This window comes from Rhizobium sp. NFR03 (assembly GCF_900111275.1).
Classification (GTDB): domain Bacteria; phylum Pseudomonadota; class Alphaproteobacteria; order Rhizobiales; family Rhizobiaceae; genus Ferranicluibacter.
On record NZ_FOGR01000006.1, the window covers coordinates 142,468 to 162,899 of the forward strand.

19 protein-coding genes are annotated in these 20,432 nt (G+C 61.9%); 11 read left to right on the forward strand and 8 right to left on the reverse strand.

From position 1 onward, the window contains the following. Positions 1-8: 8 nt before the first annotated feature. From BSG19_RS18975 to BSG19_RS18990, 4 genes are all read left to right on the forward strand, one after another. Entirely contained in the window at positions 9-644 is a 636-nt protein-coding gene (locus BSG19_RS18975) for an arylesterase (protein ID WP_092989586.1), read from the forward strand. A 167-nt stretch (positions 645-811) separates the two neighbouring features. Then, positions 812-1,402, forward strand: a complete 591-nt coding sequence (gene thpR, locus BSG19_RS18980; RefSeq protein WP_092989587.1) for an RNA 2',3'-cyclic phosphodiesterase — start codon at positions 812-814, stop codon at positions 1,400-1,402. A gap of 46 nt (positions 1,403-1,448) precedes the next feature. Continuing rightward, positions 1,449-1,757 carry a 4a-hydroxytetrahydrobiopterin dehydratase gene (locus BSG19_RS18985; protein ID WP_092989670.1) on the forward strand — a complete coding sequence of 103 codons (309 nt, stop codon included), beginning with the start codon at positions 1,449-1,451 and terminating at the stop codon, positions 1,755-1,757. Positions 1,758-1,876: 119 nt separating this feature from the next. Continuing rightward, positions 1,877-2,257, forward strand: a complete 381-nt coding sequence (locus tag BSG19_RS18990) for a YkvA family protein (RefSeq protein WP_092989671.1) — start codon at positions 1,877-1,879, stop codon at positions 2,255-2,257. A gap of 20 nt (positions 2,258-2,277) precedes the next feature. Here BSG19_RS18990 and BSG19_RS18995 read toward each other — a convergent pair whose 3' ends face one another. Then, a complete protein-coding gene (locus BSG19_RS18995) occupies positions 2,278-2,850 on the reverse strand; it encodes a sigma-70 family RNA polymerase sigma factor (protein ID WP_092989672.1) in 573 nt (190 codons plus the stop codon). Between the two features lie 449 nt (positions 2,851-3,299). On the opposite strand from BSG19_RS18995, the gene BSG19_RS19000 reads away from it, so the two are divergent. From BSG19_RS19000 to BSG19_RS19010, 3 genes are all read left to right on the forward strand, one after another. After that, the gene (locus BSG19_RS19000) at positions 3,300-3,803 is read left to right on the forward strand and encodes an invasion associated locus B family protein (RefSeq protein WP_092989673.1); all 504 of its coding nucleotides are present in this window, start codon (positions 3,300-3,302) and stop codon (positions 3,801-3,803) included. 277 nt (positions 3,804-4,080) lie between these two features. Next, positions 4,081-5,310, forward strand: a complete 1,230-nt coding sequence (gene rlmN, locus BSG19_RS19005; protein WP_092989588.1) for a dual-specificity RNA methyltransferase RlmN — start codon at positions 4,081-4,083, stop codon at positions 5,308-5,310. Between the two features lies 1 nt (position 5,311). Beyond that, positions 5,312-5,533, forward strand: a complete 222-nt coding sequence (locus BSG19_RS19010; protein WP_244529322.1) for an amino acid transporter — start codon at positions 5,312-5,314, stop codon at positions 5,531-5,533. 125 nt (positions 5,534-5,658) lie between these two features. Here the strand turns inward: BSG19_RS19010 and BSG19_RS19015 are convergent, their stop codons facing one another. Further along, positions 5,659-6,300 (reverse strand): LysE family translocator, encoded by a 642-nt coding sequence (locus tag BSG19_RS19015; RefSeq protein WP_092989590.1) that lies wholly within the window; start codon positions 6,298-6,300, stop codon positions 5,659-5,661. A 97-nt stretch (positions 6,301-6,397) separates the two neighbouring features. On the opposite strand from BSG19_RS19015, the gene tenA reads away from it, so the two are divergent. Beyond that, positions 6,398-7,060 (forward strand): thiaminase II, encoded by a 663-nt coding sequence (tenA, locus tag BSG19_RS19020; protein WP_092989591.1) that lies wholly within the window; start codon positions 6,398-6,400, stop codon positions 7,058-7,060. 134 nt (positions 7,061-7,194) lie between these two features. Continuing rightward, positions 7,195-8,418, forward strand: coding sequence for an argininosuccinate synthase (locus BSG19_RS19025; RefSeq protein ID WP_092989592.1), 1,224 nt, complete (start codon positions 7,195-7,197; stop codon positions 8,416-8,418). Positions 8,419-8,453: 35 nt separating this feature from the next. Here BSG19_RS19025 and BSG19_RS19030 read toward each other — a convergent pair whose 3' ends face one another. Both BSG19_RS19030 and BSG19_RS19035 read right to left on the reverse strand, forming a co-directional pair. Beyond that, complete coding sequence (locus BSG19_RS19030; RefSeq protein WP_092989593.1) at positions 8,454-9,647, reverse strand: multidrug effflux MFS transporter; 1,194 nt, start codon at positions 9,645-9,647, stop codon at positions 8,454-8,456. A 20-nt stretch (positions 9,648-9,667) separates the two neighbouring features. Next, positions 9,668-10,201, reverse strand: a complete 534-nt coding sequence (locus BSG19_RS19035; RefSeq protein WP_092989594.1) for a MarR family winged helix-turn-helix transcriptional regulator — start codon at positions 10,199-10,201, stop codon at positions 9,668-9,670. Positions 10,202-10,453: 252 nt separating this feature from the next. Here BSG19_RS19035 and BSG19_RS19040 point away from each other — a divergent pair, with 252 nt between their 5' ends. Both BSG19_RS19040 and typA read left to right on the forward strand, forming a co-directional pair. Next, a complete protein-coding gene (locus BSG19_RS19040) occupies positions 10,454-12,541 on the forward strand; it encodes a M3 family metallopeptidase (protein WP_092989595.1) in 2,088 nt (695 codons plus the stop codon). Between the two features lie 136 nt (positions 12,542-12,677). Then, positions 12,678-14,510 (forward strand): translational GTPase TypA, encoded by a 1,833-nt coding sequence (typA, locus tag BSG19_RS19045; protein WP_092989596.1) that lies wholly within the window; start codon positions 12,678-12,680, stop codon positions 14,508-14,510. A 335-nt stretch (positions 14,511-14,845) separates the two neighbouring features. On the opposite strand, the gene BSG19_RS19050 is transcribed toward typA, so the two are convergent. From BSG19_RS19050 to BSG19_RS19065, 4 genes are all read right to left on the reverse strand, one after another. Continuing rightward, entirely contained in the window at positions 14,846-15,418 is a 573-nt protein-coding gene (locus BSG19_RS19050; protein ID WP_092989597.1) for a CarD family transcriptional regulator, read from the reverse strand. 494 nt (positions 15,419-15,912) lie between these two features. Further along, positions 15,913-16,251, reverse strand: a complete 339-nt coding sequence (gene fdxA / locus BSG19_RS19055; RefSeq protein WP_092930905.1) for a ferredoxin FdxA — start codon at positions 16,249-16,251, stop codon at positions 15,913-15,915. A gap of 399 nt (positions 16,252-16,650) precedes the next feature. Then, a complete protein-coding gene (locus tag BSG19_RS19060; RefSeq protein ID WP_092989598.1) occupies positions 16,651-17,076 on the reverse strand; it encodes an RNA-binding S4 domain-containing protein in 426 nt (141 codons plus the stop codon). 14 nt (positions 17,077-17,090) lie between these two features. Next, entirely contained in the window at positions 17,091-20,372 is a 3,282-nt protein-coding gene (locus BSG19_RS19065; protein WP_170866033.1) for a helicase-related protein, read from the reverse strand. Positions 20,373-20,432: the final 60 nt, after the last annotated feature.

The window sequence follows — 20,432 nt, forward strand, 5'->3', positions numbered from 1 at the left end:
GCGGCTTGATGCGAATGAAAGGTTTCGGGGCGCTTTTCCTGGCTGCTCTCGCAGGTTTGATCGCGGCGACCCCGCTTCAGGCCGCGCCCATCGAGATCGTCGGCTTCGGCGACAGCCTGATGGCCGGCTATCAGCTGCCGCCGGACGATGCGTTTCCCGCGCGGCTGGAGAAGGCCCTGCGCGACAAGGGCCATGACGTTTCCATCTCCAATGCCGGCGTGTCCGGCGATACCACATCGGGCGGTCTCGCCCGCATCGACTGGTCCGTCCCGGACGGCACCAAGGGTGTCATCCTGGAACTGGGCGCAAACGACGCGTTGCGTGGCATTCCGCCGGAAGAGAGCCGCAAGAACCTGGTGGCGATGATCGAGAAGCTGAAGGCACGCGGTATTGGCGTGCTTCTGGTCGGCATGCTGGCACCGCCGAACATGGGTGGTGAATATGCCGACCGCTTCAATCCGATCTATCCGGAACTCGCCAAGACCTATGGCGTCCCGCTCTACCCTTTCTTCCTCGATGGCGTCGTGGAGGATGCGGGCCTGAAGATCGAGGACGGCATGCATCCGAACCCCAAGGGCGTTGGCGTCATGGTGGAGCGGATGCTGCCGGTGGTGGAAAGCTTCGTCGAGGGATTGCCGAAATGATCCGAAGGACCGATCCGGCTAGAGCTTGCCACGCCGTCAGGCGTTCAGCGGGCGTTAATCACCGTTGGACAAATATTGCGGGTGTGAATTTGTAGTTGCCTGCCGCGGCGCGTCGTGGTCGGCTGTGATGTCTGCAAGAGGTGTTTGCAAGATTCGGGGAGCTCGTCATGCCGAGACTGTTTACCGCCCTCGAAATCCCGCGTAATGCGGCGATGAGCCTGTCTCTGCTGCGTGGAGGCCTTCCTGGCGCGCGCTGGATCGACGTCGAGAACTACCACATCACCCTCCGCTTCATCGGCGATGTCGACAACCGCACGGCCGATGAGATCGTGGATCGCCTCGACCGGATCGAGCGACCGGAATTCCAGCTTCAACTTATGGGAACCGGCGCCTTCGGCTCCAAGAAGCCGCATTCCGTCTGGGCCGGCGTGACCAATCCCCCCGAACTGATGGCGTTGCAGGCCGAGATCGAGCGCCTATGCCAGCGTCTCGGTCTTCCCGCCGACCCGCGAAAGTTCACGCCGCATGTCACCCTGGCGCGTCTGCGTTCCTCGCGCGTCGATGACGTCGTGCATTACCTCTCCGGACGCGGCGGCTTTTTTACCAATCCGTTCACCGTTTCCCGTTTCGTGCTCCTGTCCTCGCGTGATTCGGTCGGCGGCGGCCCCTACCTGACGGAAGACGTGTTCGAGCTGCACGAGCCACCCTCTTCCGCCTTTGCGAAGGGCGCGGAACAGGCTGGCAAGGGCATGCTCTGACCGCGCGGCATCAATTGCTGCCCATGGATCGATGAAGGTGACCGGCATGACCAAACGCGACAGACTGAACGCCGACGACATCGCAGCAGGTCTTTCGGGCCTTTCCGGCTGGTCCCTGTCGGAAGATGGCTCGGCCATCGAGAAGACCTACCGCTTCCCATCCTTCGTGGAGGCCTTCGGCTTCATGAGCCAGAGCGCACTTGCAGCGGAGAAGCTCGATCATCACCCGGAATGGTTCAACGTCTATAATCGGGTCGATGTGAAGCTGACGACGCATACCGCTCAAGGCGTGACGGCACTCGACCTTGCGCTTGCCGCACGCATGGAAGCTGCGGCATCTCCCGCACGTTCATGACGTCCGTTTGACCATGACGATCGTTTGAATTGCCCGAATGTTCTCCCATATCAGGTCCTATCGAGCCCGATCAGGGATGACAAACAGGCGAGGTCAGGCACATGAAAGCGGAAACGACGATGGACGAGGTCAAGATCGGCGAAATTCTCCTGCCGGGCGACCGCAGCGAGCAGGAATCGAAGGCGCAGAAGGTTCGCCGCCGGTTCTGGCCGACCCTCAAGCGAGCCGTCCGCCAGGTTCCTTTCAGCCGCGATCTCGTTGCCGCCTATTACTGCGCGATGGATCCTGCGACGCCATTGCGCACCCGTGGTATCCTTCTCGGAGCACTGGCCTACTTCGTCATGCCCTTCGACGTCCTGCCCGACGTGCTCGCCATGGTCGGGTTTTCCGACGATATCGCGGTCCTGACGGCGGCTTTCGCAGCCATCAGTGGACAGATCAAGGAAGAACATTACGGCAAGGCGGACACGGCTCTCAGCGAGGAAGGCCTTCCCGCCTGACGTCATGAGGTCGGAAACCGCTATTCCGTGCCATCGATGCCGTCATCGTGAAGAAGCGTGCGGAGCTTCCCGAAGGCCAGCCTGATCCGCGACTTCACCGTGCCCAGAGGCAAGCCTGTCGATGCGGCGATTTCCGAATGCGACTGGCCGAAAAAGAACGCGAGCTGGATCAGCTTCACCTGCTCGCTCGGAAGCTTGGCAAGCGCCACGCGCACCACGTCCTCCCGATCACCGCTCTGGACGAGCTCGTCAGGCGCCGGCGGCGAGGACGGCAGGAGAAGCGGATCCTTCTCGTCCAATTTGCGGGTTAACTGCCGCCGGGCGGCGTCGATACGCCTGTTTCTCGCGATTCTGAAGAGCCAGGTGGACAGCGAGGACTTCTCGGCATCGTAGAGATCGGCCTTGTGCCAGAGGACGATCATCACCTCCTGCACGATCTCCTCCGCCTCATTGGCAGGCGTATTCTGTCGCAGCAGAAAGGACTTCAGCCGGGGAGCAAAAAAATGAAACAGTTCGGCGAAGGCGGCCTGGTCCCGCTCTTTCGCGACGGCATCCGCCAGCCCTGCGAAATGCTGTCTCGCGTCCCCTGTCATGCCTGCCTTCAGGGCCTCCGAGCCCAAGATTTGGTGTATGTCGAACAACAGGTAAAGCTCATTCTGGAAACGTCAAACTGTTGCCCGATTCTTTGTGACATTAGCGGCAATTGGGGTGAATTTATCACAAAATCGGACCGTCTCCGAACTTACCAGACTCATCGAATGCTGAAAACAGCCGCACGCTGCGGAGGTCAATGGCGCTTCGAATCTCTCGCCCCGATAGGACGAACAGGCTGTCTGAGAGCGACATGCAAGACGAAGGCGACGAAATCCGTCGTCGCGGACGATGCTCGGCGCGCCGGAGGCGTACCGTTTCGCACGTTCCCGCCTTATTCTTGTGGTGTTGACGGTTTGGTAACCTGAATGAAGTCACAATAAATGTAATCGCGACCATGCATCGCCCGGCATCGGACGGGCGCTGGCAGCAAGACAACCGGCAGGACAAGATGTTTGTAAGACAGCTCTCAACCGCAATCGCACTCCTTCTCGCTGGCGCAGGCATCGCTTCGGCACAGTCTCCGACGCGGATCCAGCAGTTCAACGCCTGGGGAGCCTATTCGTACCAGTCGGGCAAGTCGAAGGTCTGCTACGTCCTGTCGGTACCGAAGGAGAAGAGCCCCGCCAATGTAGACCACGGCGATATCTTCTTCCTGGTCTCCCAGCGTCCGGGACAGAACATCTCCTACGAGCCGCAGGCCATGATGGGCTACGCCCTTCAGGAAAATTCCAAGGTCACCGTCACGATCGACGCCAAGAACTTCACGCTCTTCACCAAGGGCAACTCCGCCTGGGTCGAGAACGCTGCCGAAGAGCCGGCGCTCGTCGCCGCCATGAAGGTCGGCAAGGCCATGTCCGTCGTCGCGAAATCGCGCAAGGGAACACAGACCAACTATTCCTACTCGCTCTCCGGCATCTCGGCTGCGCTGAAGCAGATCGAAAGCTGCAAGTAGGCACATCTGCGAAATGGATCGACCAAAGGCCGGCTTCGCCGGCCTTTATCGTTTGCGTATCGCTGTATCCGCATGAGCGACGTCCCGGCGTCGAGCCGTAGAGGTGACGTCCGGGCAAATTCGTGCTAGAGGCCGCATCAACGACATGCAGCACGGGTGAGACGCTCCTCGTGCGCACCATATAAGCTTGGCTCCCGTTTCGCTCTTCGCCCCTCTCGTCCAAACGACGGGGAACCGTTCGGCGTTGCGGGCGAAGTTGCGACAGGAACACTGTGTGATGACCGACATCCTTTCCCTCGACCGCCCCGCACGCCCGGCGAGCCGACCGGCAGCACTGCAGGAAATGCCGTCCCTTATCGGCCTGACCCGCGAAGAAATGGGCAAGGCGCTCGCCGCCGTCGGCGTGGCCGACCGGCAGGTGAAGATGCGCGTCAGCCAGCTCTGGCACTGGCTCTACGTTCGCGGCGTGTCGGATTTCGACCATATGACGAACGTCTCCAAGGACATGCGAGAGACGCTGAAGCGGCATTTCACCATCGCTCGACCAGAGGTGGTCGAGGAACAGATCTCCACGGACGGAACGCGGAAATGGCTGCTGCGCTTTCCGGCCCGCGGCGCCGGGCGTCCGGTCGAGATCGAGACGGTGTACATTCCCGAAGAAGGCCGGGGAACGCTCTGCATTTCCAGCCAGGTCGGCTGCACGCTCACCTGTTCCTTCTGCCACACCGGCACACAGAAGCTCGTGCGCAACCTGACGGCGGAAGAGATCCTCGCGCAGCTGCTGCTGGCTCGCGACCGGCTCGGCGACTTTCCCGATCGAGACACGCCCCCTGGCACGATCGCGCCGGCCGAAGGCCGCAAGGTCTCGAACGTCGTGATGATGGGGATGGGAGAGCCGCTCTACAACTTCGAGAGCGTCAAGACCGCCCTCCTGATCGCGACCGATGGCGATGGCCTGTCGCTGTCGAAGCGCCGCGTGACGCTGTCGACATCCGGCATCGTGCCGGAAATCTATCGCACCGGCGAAGAAATCGGCGTCATGCTGGCGATCTCGCTCCATGCCGTGCGTGACGACCTGCGCGACATGCTCGTTCCGATCAACAAGAAATATCCGCTGAAAGACCTCATGGAGGCCTGCCGCGCCTATCCAGGCCTCTCCAACGCCCGCCGCATCACGTTCGAATATGTGATGCTCGAAGGCGTCAACGACAGTCTCGAAGATGCCAAGGAGCTGGTGAAGCTGCTGAAGGGCGTGCCCGCCAAGATCAACCTCATCCCGTTCAACCCCTGGCCCGGCACGAACTACCAGTGTTCGTCCTGGGAGCAGATCGAGACGTTTGCCGACTTCATTAATGCCGCCGGCTACGCCTCTCCCATCCGTACCCCGCGCGGCCGCGATATCCTTGCCGCCTGCGGGCAGCTGAAGTCGGAATCCGAGCGTATGCGCAAGGTCGACCGGATGGCTTTCGAAGCGATGATGATCGCCAATCACGGCGCCGACGATTGAAATGAGCCTGATCCACAACGAGCGAACGAAGCTGACCGCGACCTATCTGAACGGCGTCGCGATCGCGATCTTCGCCGTTGGCGGCTTTGCACCGGCAATCGGCTGGCTGAACACGGGAACGGCACCCGGCATCACCGTCGCCATTATCTGCCTCGTTTGCATTTCGAACTCGGTGGGCCTACATTTCATAGCGCGATCCGTGCTGAAAGGATTGAAGCCATGAGCACCGAGCAGTTTCTGACGATGTTGATCATGCCTGTCGGCGGTTTGCTGATTGGATGCCTGATGCTGTTCGTGACGAGAAAAGATCGTCGTCCCGATAGATCGTCTTCGAAATAGCGCAGTTGATCACCGCGCCTGCGTCAGCACGATCTTTACCGCAAACAGCGAAAACACACCGGCAAACACATAATCAATGCTGCGCATGACGCTCGGTCGTGCCTGAAGCCATCCCGAAAGCCGATCCGCCGTCAGCACGACCGCGATGTTGATCGGCAGCGACACGGCAATCAGGATCAGTCCGAGCACGATCAGCTTTGTTCTGAGATTCGGATCGCTGGCCGTCACGAACTGCGGCAGGAAGGTCATGAAGAAGATGATGACCTTGGGATTGAGCAGATTGACCGATAGACCGGACAGGATGTTCGCCATAGGCGATGCCTTGGGAGCCGCCGTGCGCTTCACCGAAAGGCTCGATCCGTAGCGGACCGCCTGAACGGCGATATAGAGCAGATAGGCGGCACCCCCGGTCTTCAGCACGAAGAAGGCCGTCGGCGACGCCGTGACGAGCGCCGAAACACCGAAGGCGACGAGGAATGTGTGGATCAGGCAACCCAGATTGGTCCCCAGACTGACCTGGAACGCTGCTGCTCGGCCCTGAGACAGCGCACGGCTGATCCAGAGCGTCATGTCGGGACCGGGCGTAATCGCAAGCAAAAGGCTCGCGGCGGCAAAGGCCAGCAGGGTCGGCAGGCTGGGGATGAAGTCCATGGCATCGTCTCGAAGAAGGGTTCTGTGCTTCATCAGCTTTTGCAGCTATTCCATCGCAAGGCAAGAACCTCAACAATGCTGACTGAAGGGCTCCCGCATGACATCGTCTTTCGAAATGCTGAAAAGCCGGAATGCCGGGGAATGGCAGGCCTATTGCGAGCATGATTTCGTCTGCCGGCTGGGCGCGGGAACGCTCCCCGAAGAGGCCTTCCGTCACTATCTCAAACAGGATTACCTCTTCCTCGTCCAGTTCGCCCGCGCCTGGGGTCTTGCTGTCTATAGAAGCCGGGATCTCGACGAAATCCGCCAGGGGCTGGAAAGCTTGAAGGCCATCGTCGAGGTCGAGATCGGCCTGCATGTCGGCTATTGTGCCGAGTGGGGCATTTCGGAAAAAGCTCTTGCCGACGTACCGCCTTCGCCGGCGACCCTTGCCTATACCGGTTACGTTCTGGAAACCGGCCTGCACGGCGACCTCACCGACCTGCACGTAGCGCTTGCGCCCTGCATCATCGGCTATGGCGAGATTGCTCTCTGGCTTCAGGCCCAACCATTCCTCAAGATGGACGGCAACCCCTACGCTGCATGGATCGAGATGTATGCGAGTGCCGACTATCAGGCGCTCGTTCGGAGCGAGATCGCCTGGCTGGACCGGCGTCTTGCAAGCCTCGACGAAACAGCCGCCTCGCGTCTCTCCGCAATCTTCGGCAAGGCGACCCGACTGGAAACCGACTTCTGGCAGATGGGCCTCGACATCACCTGAGGCGCGCCCTGCTGTCCGCGATTTTCTCCCGGCGCGGGATTTCGGATTTCCGGAATATGCAGTAAGAGTTCCGCCATTTCGAAGAGATACGGCGCATTCTGCCGCGATTTTTACCCTAGACGGAACGGATCACCATGGCACTTCCCAAAGACGTCAAGAAGGTCGTGCTCGCTTATTCGGGCGGGCTCGACACCTCCATCATCCTCAAGTGGTTGCAGACGGAACTCGGTGCGGAGGTCGTGACCTTCACAGCCGATCTCGGTCAGGGCGAGGAGCTGGAGCCGGCGCGCAAGAAGGCCGAGATGATGGGCATCAAGGACATCTTCATCAAGGATGTCCGCGAGGAGTTCGTCCGCGACTTCGTCTTCCCGATGTTCCGCGCCAATGCCGTCTATGAAGGCGTCTACCTGCTCGGCACCTCGATCGCCCGCCCGCTAATCTCCAAGCACCTGATCGACATCGCCCGGGAAACCGGCGCCGACGCGATTGCTCACGGTGCGACCGGCAAGGGCAACGACCAGGTCCGCTTCGAGCTTTCGGCCTATGCGCTCAACCCCGACATCAAGATCATCGCCCCATGGCGCGACTGGTCGTTCAAAAGCCGCACCGACCTTCTGGAGTTTGCCGAAAAGCACCAGATCCCGGTCGCCAAGGACAAGAAGGGCGAGGCCCCCTTCTCGGTCGACGCCAACCTTCTGCACTCCTCGTCCGAAGGCAAGGTTCTGGAAGATCCGGCCCTGGAAGCCCCGAACTACGTCTATATGCGCACCATTTCGCCCGAGGAAGCGCCCGATGTCGCGACCACTGTCAAGATCGGCTTCCGCAAGGGCGATGCCGTCTCCATCGACGGCAAGGAGCTGAGCCCGGCCTCGATCCTCACCGCCTTGAACGCGCTCGGCCGCGATAACGGCATCGGCCGTCTCGACCTCGTGGAAAACCGCTTCGTCGGCATGAAGTCGCGCGGCATCTACGAGACCCCCGGCGGCACGATCCTGCTGGCGGCACACCGCGCCATTGAGAGCATCACGCTCGACCGGGGTGCAGCCCACCTCAAGGACGAGATCATGCCGCGCTACGCCGAGCTGATCTATTACGGCTTCTGGTTCTCTCCGGAGCGCGACATGCTGCAGGCCCTGATCGACAAGAGCCAGGAGCATGTGGAAGGCGAGGTTACGCTGAAGCTCTACAAGGGCAACGTCATGGTCATCGGGCGTGAAAGCGCCAAGTCGCTCTACTCGGACAAGCTCGTCACTTTCGAGGACGATCAGGGCGCCTATGACCAGAAGGACGCCGCCGGCTTCATCAAGCTCAACGCGCTGCGCCTGCGCACGCTCGCGGCCCGCAACCGCACCAAGTAAGCGCATGAACCTGCGGCCGGGAAACCGGCCGCAGCTTATTCGGCACGCGTCCCCACGGCATTCTGTGTCAGACGCATGAAGGCGAGATAGGACACGACGGCTTCGAAGCACATCAGCGGAACGATCGTGCCGAACGCCATCAAAGGCACACCGACGAAGGCCGCTGCCAAACCTCCGATAAACCCGCTCGCCATCTGTATGAAGCCGAGCATGGCCGACGCAGAGCCGGCAATATGTGGGAACGACTGAAGCGCCGCTGTCGTCATATGCGGCGTCAGGAAGGCGATGCCGAAGCTCGAAAAGGCGATCGGCGCCATGACCGAGAGATAGGTCGGGGTCAGCAGATGCGTGGAAAGCGCAATCAGCGCACCGCCGGAAGCGAGCATCGCCAGCCCCACCTGCACCGACCGCTCGCCCCCGAGCCGTACAGCCGTCAGCCGCAGGCAAACCGACCCGAGAAAATAGAAGCCGGACTGCATGAGCATTCCGAGCCCGAACGCCGTCGGCGACAGGCCGACCCGGTCGATGAGGATGAACGGCAGCATGGTCGCCTGCGCGTAGAGCGAGCCGATCGCCCCGCCGAGCACGCCTGTGGCTGCCAGAAACCTGACGTCTCCCAACACCTCCCGATAGGACGAAGCGACGCGATGCGGCCGCGCAAGGGATGGATCCGGCCGTCCCGTTTCCCGCATGAAGACGAGCACGGAGAGAATGATCGTCAGCGAGAACGCGATCAGCATCATGAAGATCGCGTGCCATCCGAAGCCGGCCAGAAGCAGCCCGCCGATCGCCGGCGCCATGGCCGGGCCGATCGCCAGCATGATGCCGATAAGATTCATGATCCGCGATGCCTCGGCGCCCGTGAACTGGTCGCGCACGACGGCGCGCGCCACCGTGATCCCGACAGATGCGCCAATGCCCTGTACCAGCCGCCCGGCAAGCAGCCAGGTCACGTCGGGCGCGAGTACGCAGATCAGGCCTCCGATAGCGTTGATGCCGACGAAGAGCAGCGTCGCATTGCGCCGGCCGAAGGCATCCGAAAACGGGCCCGAGACGAGCTGTGCAACGGAAAAACCGGCGAAATAGACGGTCAGCGTCAGTTTGATCAGCGCTTCGGTTGAGGAAAAGGCGCTCACCAGCTGCGGCATGGCTGGCGTGTAGATCGACATGGAAATGGGCCCGAGCGTGGCGAGCAAAGCGCCCAGAATGCTGGTGCGGCGCTCGCTCATTCGCCCACGCGGGGCATCTCTCATGAACGCGTTCGATCTGCCGATGGCGATACGTTCGCCTGTGCAGGTGCAGGCTCCTGGCCCTGCGTCACCCCCGTCTGCGCCGGGTTGCGGTCGAGATCATGCAGATTGTCGCGCATCATCTTCAGGCTCCGCCTGAGGATTTCAAGCTCCGCCGCATCATGCCCCGCCGTCACGTCGTCCATCAGCGCACGAACATGGGTCCGAATATCCAGCAGAACGCCATCGGCAGCCGGCGTCGCCACGACGTTCTTCGCGCGCCGGTCGGACGGATCGGGAATGCGCTCGACAAAACCGAGCGCTTCCAGACGGTCGAGATAGGTCGAAAGCGTCATCGGCTCGATACCCATACGGATCGCGATATCGGCCTGCTTGATGCGCTGGTTGACGGCAACCTGTATGAGAGCGCGCGCCTCGCCGGGCGTTACGCCGAGATTTGCGGCGTTGATCCGCCTGTCGAACGCACTGCGCAACAGTCGGGAAACGTCTGTCAGCAGCATGCCAACGGTATCGGCTTCCAGTCGGACGGTCATGACGTCTCCCTTATGCGCCGCCGCGTCGGTCGTGACCGGCAGATCGCCGCTGCATAACGCATTAAAAGCATTCCTGTTTCAGCAGAAATGCAGTAAGCTTTTCTTATCATTTGCAGAAAGAGCAGGCAACCGTCATCCCTTGACGCTGTCTTTGCTAAGCGCCATCTCGCAGTGCTACCTTTCTAACCGAGTTCTGAATCGCCTGACACCAGGCATTTCATCACCGCAGGACATTCCCGAAGGATTTCGAAGATGGCAACGCCCGATCTCAACCCCGCTTTGACAGACTGGACAGGCCCCGACGGGCTCCCGAATTTCGAGGCGGTCACAGACACCGATTTTGCACCTGCCTTCGACGCTGCCCTTGCCGAGCATGACGCGGAAATTGCGGGTATCGCCCATCATCCGGATGCTCCGACATTCGAGAATACCATCGTGGCGCTTGAAATTGCCGGCGACAGCCTGTCCCGCGTCTCGGCGCTCTTCTGGAACCGCGCTGGCGCTCACACCAACGAGACGATTCAGGCGCTGGAGCGCGAGATCGCGCCGAAGATGTCGCGGCATTACTCGAAGATCGGAATGGACGCCGCCCTCTTCGCCCGCATCGACACGCTCTGGAACGACCGCGACACGCTTGGCCTGTCGCTGGAACAGTCCCGCGTTCTCGAACGCCACTGGAAGGGCTTCGTCAAATCGGGTGCCCGGCTCGCAAAGCCCGAGCAGGAACGCCTTGCCGCCATCAATGAGCGTCTCGCCGGCCTCGGCGCAGCCTTCGGTCAAAACGTGCTGGCCGACGAAAAGAGCTGGTCGCTGCTTCTGAACGACGAAGCCGATCTCGCAGGCCTCCCCGGCTTCCTGCGCGACGCGATGGCAGCGGCAGCGCGGGAACGCAATGCCGAGGGCGGCTATGCCGTCACCCTCTCCCGCTCGATCGTCGAGCCCTTCCTGACCTTCTCCGAAAATCGCGACCTTCGCGAGAAGGCGTTCCGTGCCTGGTCGTCCCGTGGCGAGAACAGCGGCGAGACGGACAACGGCGCCGTCATCCGCGAAACGCTGGCCTTGCGCGCCGAGAAGGCCCGCCTGCTCGGCTACGACAATTACGCCGCCCTGAAGCTCGACAACACGATGGCCAAGACGCCGGACGCCGTAAACGGACTACTGACGGCCGTCTGGGAAAAGGCCGTCGCACAGGCCCGCCGGGAAGAAGCCGATCTGGCGGCCCTCATCGCCCGCGAAGGGCGGAACCACCCGGTCATGCCGTGGGACTGGCGCCATTACGCCGAGAAGCTGCGCGCCGAGCGCTTCGATTTCTCCGAAAGCGAGCTGAAGCCCTATCTGCAGCTCGACCGCATTCTTGAAGCCTGCTTCGATGTCGCACACCGCCTGTTCGGAATCACCGCCACCGAAAAGACCGGCGTCCGCGGCTATCACCCTGACGTTCGCGTGTTCGACATCCGCAATGCGGATGGCACCCTCGTCGCGCTGTTCCTCGGCGATTACTTCGCGCGGTCGTCCAAACGTTCGGGGGCCTGGATGAGCGCCTTCCAGTCGCAGCACCGCCTGCCCCTGCCGAATGGAGCAAAGGGCGAGCTGCCGATCATCTACAATGTCTGCAATTTCGCCAAACCTGCCGACGGCAAGCCGGCGCTGCTCTCGCTCGACGATGCCCGCACGCTCTTCCACGAGTTCGGACACGGCCTGCACGGCATGCTCTCGAATGTGACCTACCCGTCCGTTTCGGGCACGGGCGTCTCCCGCGACTTCGTGGAACTGCCATCCCAGCTCTACGAACACTGGCTGACCGTGCCCGAAATCCTGAAGCGCTATGCCGTGCACGAGGCGACCGGCGCGCCCATGCCGCAGGCCCTGTTCGACAAGGTCATGGCCGCTCGCACCTTCAATGCCGGCTTCAACACGGTGGAATTCACCTCCTCCGCCCTAGTCGATATGGCCTACCACACCGCCGACAGCGTCGAGGACCCGGCTGCGTTCGAGGCCGCCGTGCTGGAGCGCCTGGGCATGCCGCAGTCGATCACCATGCGGCACCGCTCGCCGCACTTCCAGCATATCTTCGCCGGAGACGGCTATTCGGCCGGCTACTATTCCTACATGTGGTCGGAGGTACTGGATGCGGACGCGTTTTCAGCCTTTGAGGAAACAGGAAATCCGTTCGACCCCGCTATGGCAAAACGCCTGCGGGACAATATCTACGCCGTTGGCGGATCGATCGATCCCGAGGACGCCTACATCGCCTTCCGCGGCAAGCTGCCGAGCCCGGAAGCCATGATGCGGAAGAAGGGGCTTGGCATCACCGAGCCGCTTGCCGGCAGCGACGCCTGAAAAAGGCCCGAACCGGCGCTCATCCAACCGAGCGCCGGGCACCCTCTTTCGCATTTGCAAAAAAACATGTAAGAGCCCGGGCAATGCAGTTGCGGCGTTCCCAAGACACGCCCCGAGCCCCCGGATACCCAAAACCATGAAAATGCGGAATATCGCGATCATCGCACACGTCGACCATGGGAAAACGACCCTTGTTGACGAGATTCTCAAGCAGTCCGGCTCGTTCCGTGACAACCAGCGCACCGTCGAGCGCATGATGGATAGCAACGATCTCGAAAAAGAACGTGGCATCACCATTCTCGCCAAGGCGACCTCCATCGAGTGGAAGGGCGTGCGCATCAACATCGTCGACACCCCCGGCCACGCCGACTTCGGCGGTGAAGTCGAGCGTATCCTGTCGATGGTGGACGGCGCAATCGTTCTGGTCGACAGCTCGGAAGGCCCGATGCCGCAGACCAAGTTCGTGGTCTCCAAGGCGCTGAAGGTCGGCCTTCGTCCGATCGTCGCGATCAACAAGATCGACCGCCCGGATGGCCGCCACGAGGAAGTCATCAACGAGGTCTTCGACCTTTTCGCAAACCTCGATGCGACCGACGAGCAGCTCGACTTCCCGATCCTCTACGGTTCGGGCCGCGATGGCTGGATGAACGTCAACCCGGAAGGCCCGAAGGACCAGGGCCTCGCGCCGCTGCTGGACCTCGTGCTCGAGCACGTACCGGAGCCGAGCGTCGGCGACGAAGACGGTGCGTTCCGCATGATCGGCACACTGCTGGAAGCCAACCCCTTCCTCGGACGCGTCATCACCGGCCGCATCCATTCCGGCTCGATCAAGCCGAACCAGTCGGTCAAGGTCATGAGCCAGGACGGCAAGGTCGTCGAGACCGGCCGCATTTCCAAGATCCTCGCCTTCCGCGGCATCGAGCGCACCGCCATCGATGAAGCCCATGCAGGCGATATCGTCGCCATTGCCGGCCTGTCCAAGGGCACGGTTGCCGACACGTTCTGCGACCCGTCCGTGACGGAAGCGCTGGCAGCACAGCCGATCGATCCGCCGACCGTCACCATGTCCTTCCTCGTCAACGACAGCCCGCTGGCCGGCACGGAAGGCGACAAGGTCACCTCGCGCGTTATCCGCGACCGTCTGTTCAAGGAAGCCGAAGGCAACGTCGCGCTGAAGATCGAGGAGTCCGAGGGCAAGGACTCGTTCTTCGTCTCGGGCCGCGGCGAATTGCAGCTCGCCGTTCTGATCGAAACCATGCGCCGCGAGGGCTTCGAGCTTGCCGTGTCGCGTCCGCGCGTCGTCATGCACAAGGACGAGGATGGCAACGTCCTGGAGCCGATCGAAGAGGTCGTGATCGACGTCGACGAAGAGCATTCCGGTGTGGTCGTGCAGAAGATGTCGGAGCGCAAGGCCGAGCTCGCCGAGCTTCGTCCGTCCGGCGGCAGCCGCGTTCGTCTCAAGTTCTTCGCACCGACCCGTGGCCTCATCGGCTATCAGTCGGAACTCCTGACGGACACCCGCGGCACCGCGATCATGAACCGTCTGTTCCACGATTATCAGCCCTTCAAGGGCGAAATCGGCGGCCGCACCAATGGCGTTCTCCTGTCCAACCAGTCCGGCGAAGCCGTGGCCTACGCCATGTTCAACCTGGAAGACCGTGGCCCGATGATCATCGAGCCCGGCGAGAAGGTTTATGCCGGCATGATCATCGGCATCCACAGCCGAGACAACGACCTTGAGGTTAACGTGTTGAAGGGCAAGCAGCTCACCAACATCCGTTCGGCCGGCAAGGATGAAGCCGTCCGCCTGACCCCGCCGATCCGCATGACGCTCGACCGCGCGCTGTCGTGGATCCAGGACGACGAGCTGATGGAAGTCACACCGAAGAACATCCGTCTTCGCAAGACCTACCTCGACGCCAACGACCGCAAGCGCTTCGGCAAGGGCGGCAAGGGCGCTGCCGCGTAAGGCTTCAAGCCAGACCTGAAAACAAAGCCCTGCCTTGCAAAAGGCGGGGCTTTTTTATGGTCGATGCTCAACCCTCTCCGTTTGCCAGCGCGCCTGCTGAAGCCCTGACACGCCATAAGGAACGGAGAGTGTACCTGACCTTCAACCCTCGGCGGCCGCTTCCGGACAAGCACCTGGACCGCCTCAAGTCCCTTCTCCCCGCCTGCGGGGAGCAGGTGGCGGTAGCCGGATGAGGGGCAGCCTTTGCACCCCGTTCCTTGAATCCCCACCTCAAGGCACAAAAAAACCCCGCCTCTTGCAAGGCAGGGTTTTTGAACGGAAAGAAGGTCAGACGCTTACGCGGCTTCTTCTTCCTGAGTTTCGTCTTCATCAACCGTCTTGCCGCGCTTGGGACCCTTGGCAAGGTTTGCTTCGACCAGACGCACGGCCTCGGTACCGGACATCTTGTTAACAGCTGCGATTTCGCGAGCCATGCGGTCCAGAGCGGCTTCATAGAGCTGCCGCTCGGAATAGGACTGCTCCGGCTGGTTCTCTGCACGGTACAGGTCGCGAACGACTTCGGCGATGGCGATCAGGTCGCCGGAATTGATCTTGGCATCATATTCCTGCGCGCGACGCGACCACATGGTCCGCTTGACGCGGGCCTTGCCCTGGACGACCTTCAACGCACGCTCGACGAAATCCGTTTCCGACAGCTTGCGCATGCCGATGCTGACGGCCTTGGCAACCGGCACCTTCAGGCGCATCTTGTCCTTGTCGAAGTCGATCACGAACAGTTCGAGCGACATTCCGGCGACAACCTGCTCTTCGATAGCGACGATTTGTCCAACACCATGAGCCGGGTAAACGATCGATTCACCGGTTTTAAAGCCATGGCGCGTGGAGGATTTTTTCTGCTGGGTCGTCATTCGTTTCAAAAACTCCCTGTTACGCTCCCGGCATGGGGCCGGGGTCGGGTCAGTCAGGCCCGGGATGGACGGGCATCCTGCGGGTCACTCCTTACTGAAACTCCCCAAACGAATTCAAACACTTCGGCGAACAGACCACACGCAAGCAACGGACGTTGCATGGAGACATGAACCGTGGCGAAGGAGAATTTGCTTTCGTGATGGTTTCGGACACACAAAAGTGCCACGATGTGGATCAGTATCCAGACCCTACCACAAAAATCTGTCGAAATCAATGTTTTGCTTAAGCCACAGGCAAGCTTCGCCGCGTGTCGTTAAAAACGGCGTGCCGGTCTCCCTCTTGGGGGACCGTTATCGAATCATGCGCTTCAGGAGCGCGACCTCCCGACCTTAGAGCATGTCGCGAGAGAATGTGCAGTGGTTTTGCGAAAACGACCTGCGGAAAAGCAAAGGCGTGACGTGCAAAGCACTGGTCTGGAAGATCGCGATGTCTCTCAGTCGCCCTGACCAGGATTGGGCGAGAAGAACTTCTCATACTTCCCTTCGATCCCGTCCATTTCCTTGGCTTCCGGCATTTCATCGCGCTTGATCGTGATGTTCGGCCATTGCGTTGCGAACTCGGCATTCACCTTGAGCCACATATCGAGACCCGGCTCCGTGTCGGGCTTGATGGCTCCAGCGGGACATTCCGGTTCGCAGACACCGCAATCGATGCATTCGTCCGGATGGATGACCAGAAAGTTCTCGCCTTCGTAAAAGCAATCGACCGGGCACACTTCGACGCAGTCGGTGTATTTGCAGCGAATGCAATTGTCGGTGACGACGTAGGTCATGCTCTCACTCCAGTCGGTCTCGTCTCGAACCCGGGCGCTTGGGAAGCCTTGGCGTGAGCGAGGATCAAACAGCTTCGGCCCGAGGGGCCCTATCTTCAGAAGAACCGCATGCCCGATGCCTCGTTGCGCCGGCGTGCAGCTAGAGCAACTCCCATGGACAAGCGCTCACAGGAATTGCTCAAAATCTTTGCTTTTACCGCATTCTCCGATGCCGAAGCGAGCGCGTTTCGGCTGGAGATGCTCCAGGGTCTGCGCGAGCCTCTCGTGGCGTTGGTCCGATCATCGGGCCTCGGCGCACGTCGCCCTTGGCATTCCCAGGTGTTGTTGCGTGAGGTAACGGCTTTGCCCAACCTTTGCAAGGCTCTTGCGTTCCAATCGAAGGCGAGGAAAGGGAGGATTTTACTCCTCGTCACCGTCGCCCCATCCGTCCTGCAAGCGGTCGATCTCCCGTCGCTCGCGCTTCGTCGGGCGACCGCTTCCCGGCTCACGCGTCGCCTGCTCGAAAGGTGTCAGGCGTTCGCCGGGAACGGGCACGGGTGTGAGATCGTCATAGAGCAGCCGCGCTTCCTCGAAAGGACCGCGCCGGCTGCCGCCGCTGCGCATGCGCACTGTCACGTCCCGGCGATCGAGCGACAGCGTCACCACATCTCCGGCCTTCAGGGCATGCGAAGGCTGGGTGACGCGGTGATCGTTGACGAGAACCTTACCGCCTTCGATCGCCTTCTGGGCGATCGAGCGCGACTTCGTGAGACGTGTGAAGAAAAGCCACTTGTCGAGGCGCTGGCGGGAGGCGGCCTCGATGGGCGTGATCTCCTGTTCGGCCATGACGTTGCGGCTCCCTACTTCTTCATCTGCTCCTTGAGAGCAGCGAGCTTGGCAAAGGGTGAATCCGGATCGATCGGCTTGTCCTTGCGCGGCGGGCGGGCCTCGAAGGTGGCCGGAGCCTGGGACTTGCCATGACCGCTGCCGCCGGGCTTGCCGCCCGGACGGTCGTTGCGGTCACGACGCTCGCCGCGGTCGCCCTTGTTGTCGCCACGTGCGCCGTCGGCCGGCTTGCCATCGCGACCGCGATTACGGTCGGGACGTCCACCGTCATGACGGCCCGCACCAGCCTTGCGCTCGCCGTCCCGCTCGTCGCGCCGGCCCTGCGGGCGGCCGTCAGCAGGTGCCGAACCATCGCCCGGTGCAGAAGCGGCCTTGTCCTGACCTGGACGATTGCCGCTACGGCGATCGCCATTGCGGGCATCGCGCTGTCCGGGACGACGCTCGCCCGGGCGCTGGTTGTCGCTGCGCCCACCCGGACGCCAGAGAAGCACGGGCTTGACTTCGGCTTCGGGAGCGTCGGTCGCCACGGCATCCGACGCTGCGGCGTCTGCGGCAACCGGCGCGGGCTCGGCCACCTGGTCAGAAACAGCCGTTTCTTCAACAGCAGGCGTATCGTCCGTTACAGGCGTATCCGAAGCAGCTTCGGCCTCTGCGGCGGGCGCTGTTTCGACAGGTGCCTCTTCGGTCGCGGTCTCGGCTGGCGTGTCCTCGCCGGAAGCAACGTCCGTCGTAGCGGCGTCGTCCGATGCCGTGGCATCGCCTGTTTCGAGCTCTGTGGTCTCGATATCGGTTTCCGCGGGTTCGGCCTTCGGTGTTGCAGGGATGGTCGCCGGTGCCTGCGCACCGAGGAAGGCTGCGGCCTCTTCGGGCTTCACGCTGTCGGCGCGATAGCCGAGTCCCTTCAGGATCTCTTCCATATCGTCGGGCGTTGCGCCCAGGATCGACAGCATGGCCGTCGTGGTCGTGAACCGGCGCCCGTCATAGGCACCTTCCGGACGCACGGTCGTGCCGGGCTTCCACTGGAGCAGCGGGCGAATAAGGTCGGCGAGACGCTCGAGAATGTCGATACGCACGGCACGCTTGCCGAGGAACCGGAAACCGGCAAGCTTGTAGAACATCCGCTCGTAGGACGGGTCGGTGACGATCGACGTGCGACCGGCAGCGAGAACCGGAATGAGATCGCCATAGCCGGGCTTGTCGAGGCCATCGTTCTTCAGCGCCCAGAGCAGCGTGATGAGCTCGGCCGGAGCCGGCTTCAGGAGCGCCGGCATGAAGATGTGATAGGCACCGAAGCGGATGCCATGGCGACGGATCGAGGCGCGTGCCTCCTGATCGAGCGACTTCACGTCTTCGGCGACATCGCGCCGGAAGAGGACGCCGAGGCTTTCGACCAGCTGGAAGGCGAGACCCTTGGCAAGACCCTGAAGGTCTTCGGCACGCGACAGATCGTCGAGCGGTTTCAGGACGGTCGCGATATGGTGATTGACGTAGCGCTCGATGCGGGCGGACACATGATCGCGCGCCGCGCCTTGCAGCTGATCGTCGGCGAGCAGGATGACGCGGGGCCGCATGATGTGGTCGCTTGACGCAAGCCGCGCGACGGGGTCGCCCAGCCAGCGGACGAGGCCGTCGGACGACAGCGCCAGATCGGCGTTGCCGGCAGCATGCAGACGTGCGGCGCGGGCCTCGAACTCCAGCGCCAGCGCCTTCTGGGCTGCCCCCTGCACGGCGCGGGCATCCAGCCCGTCCGTCGTGGTGGCCAGCACGAACCGGAAACCGGTGAGTTGTCCCACATGATGCCCTTCTACGAAGACATCGCCATTCACACTGATTTCCGCTTCCAGCATCGCATTCTCTCTCAGCCGCTTCATGAGCACAGATGTCCTGCGGTCAACGAACCGTTTCGTCAACCGTTCATGTAACGCGTCGGACAATCGATCTTCGATTTCCCGCGTCTTTTCCTGCCAGTGTGTCGGATCGGCAAGCCAACCGGGCCGGTTCGACACATAGGTCCACGTTCTGATCTGCGCGATTCGCGCCGACAGCGTGTCGATTTCCCCGTCCGTATGGTCTGCCCGGCGCACCTGCTCGGACATGAAATCCTCGTTGACGGTGCCACGCCGCACGAGGTCGGAGTAAATATTGGCAATCAGATCGGCATGCTGCGCGGGCGCGATCCGACGGTAATCGGGAAGGGCGCAGGCTTCCCAGAGTTTCTCCACCGTCCGCGCATTCGTCGCAAGGGCCTTGACCTCGGGAAGCGTCGTCAGGAATTCGAGCGCCTGCTGATCGACTGCCGGAAGCGCCCGTGTCAGCCCGTGCACGGCAGGCGGCGCCTCCAGTGTCTTCTTCAGCGTGGTCAGCGAGGTGAAATCGAGCGCCTTGGAGCGCCATTGCAGCACACGCACCGGATCGAACTGGTGCTGCTCGATGCGGTGCACGAGTTCGTCGTCGAAGGGCTCGACCCGCGAGGTGACGCCGAACGTTCCGTCCCTCAGATGACGCCCGGCCCGGCCCGCGATCTGGGCCAGCTCGCCCGGATTGAGGTTGCGGAACTGGTAGCCGTCATATTTGCGGTCCTGCGCGAAGGCGACATGGTCCACGTCGAGGTTGAGACCCATGCCGATCGCATCGGTTGCCACGAGATACTCGACGTCGCCTTCCTGATAGAGCGCGACCTGCGCGTTGCGCGTGCGCGGGCTGAGAGCCCCGAGTACCACGGCCGCGCCGCCGCGCTGGCGCCGGATCAGCTCGGCGATCGCATAGACCTCGTCGGCCGAAAAGGCGACGATGGCGGAGCGCTGCGGCAGGCGCGTGATCTTCTTGGAGCCGGCATAAAGCAATTGCGACAGGCGCGGACGCTCGACGATGGTGATCCCCGGCAGGAGATGTTCAAGGATCGGCCGCATGGTGGATGCACCGAGAAGCAATGTTTCCGACCGTCCGCGCAGGTGCATCAGACGATCGGTGAAGATGTGCCCGCGCTCGAGATCGCCCGCCAGCTGCACCTCGTCGATGGCGACGAAGGCTGCTTTCGTCTCGCGCGGCATGGCCTCGACGGTGCAGACGGAATAGCGGGCGAGATGCGGGGTGATCTTCTCTTCGCCGGTGACGAGCGCGACATTGTGCGCCCCGACCCGTTCAACGACACGCGTGTAGACTTCGCGGGCGAGAAGACGCAAGGGAAGGCCGATGACGCCGGATTCATGCGCGACCATGCGTTCGATCGCATAATGCGTCTTGCCGGTGTTGGTCGGGCCGAGGACCGCGATCACGCCGCGGCCACTCAAGATCATCGGTTGGTCAGGCACGTTTCAGACCTTGCGCATTGTATGGGCGGCAAACGTCGAAGCGTC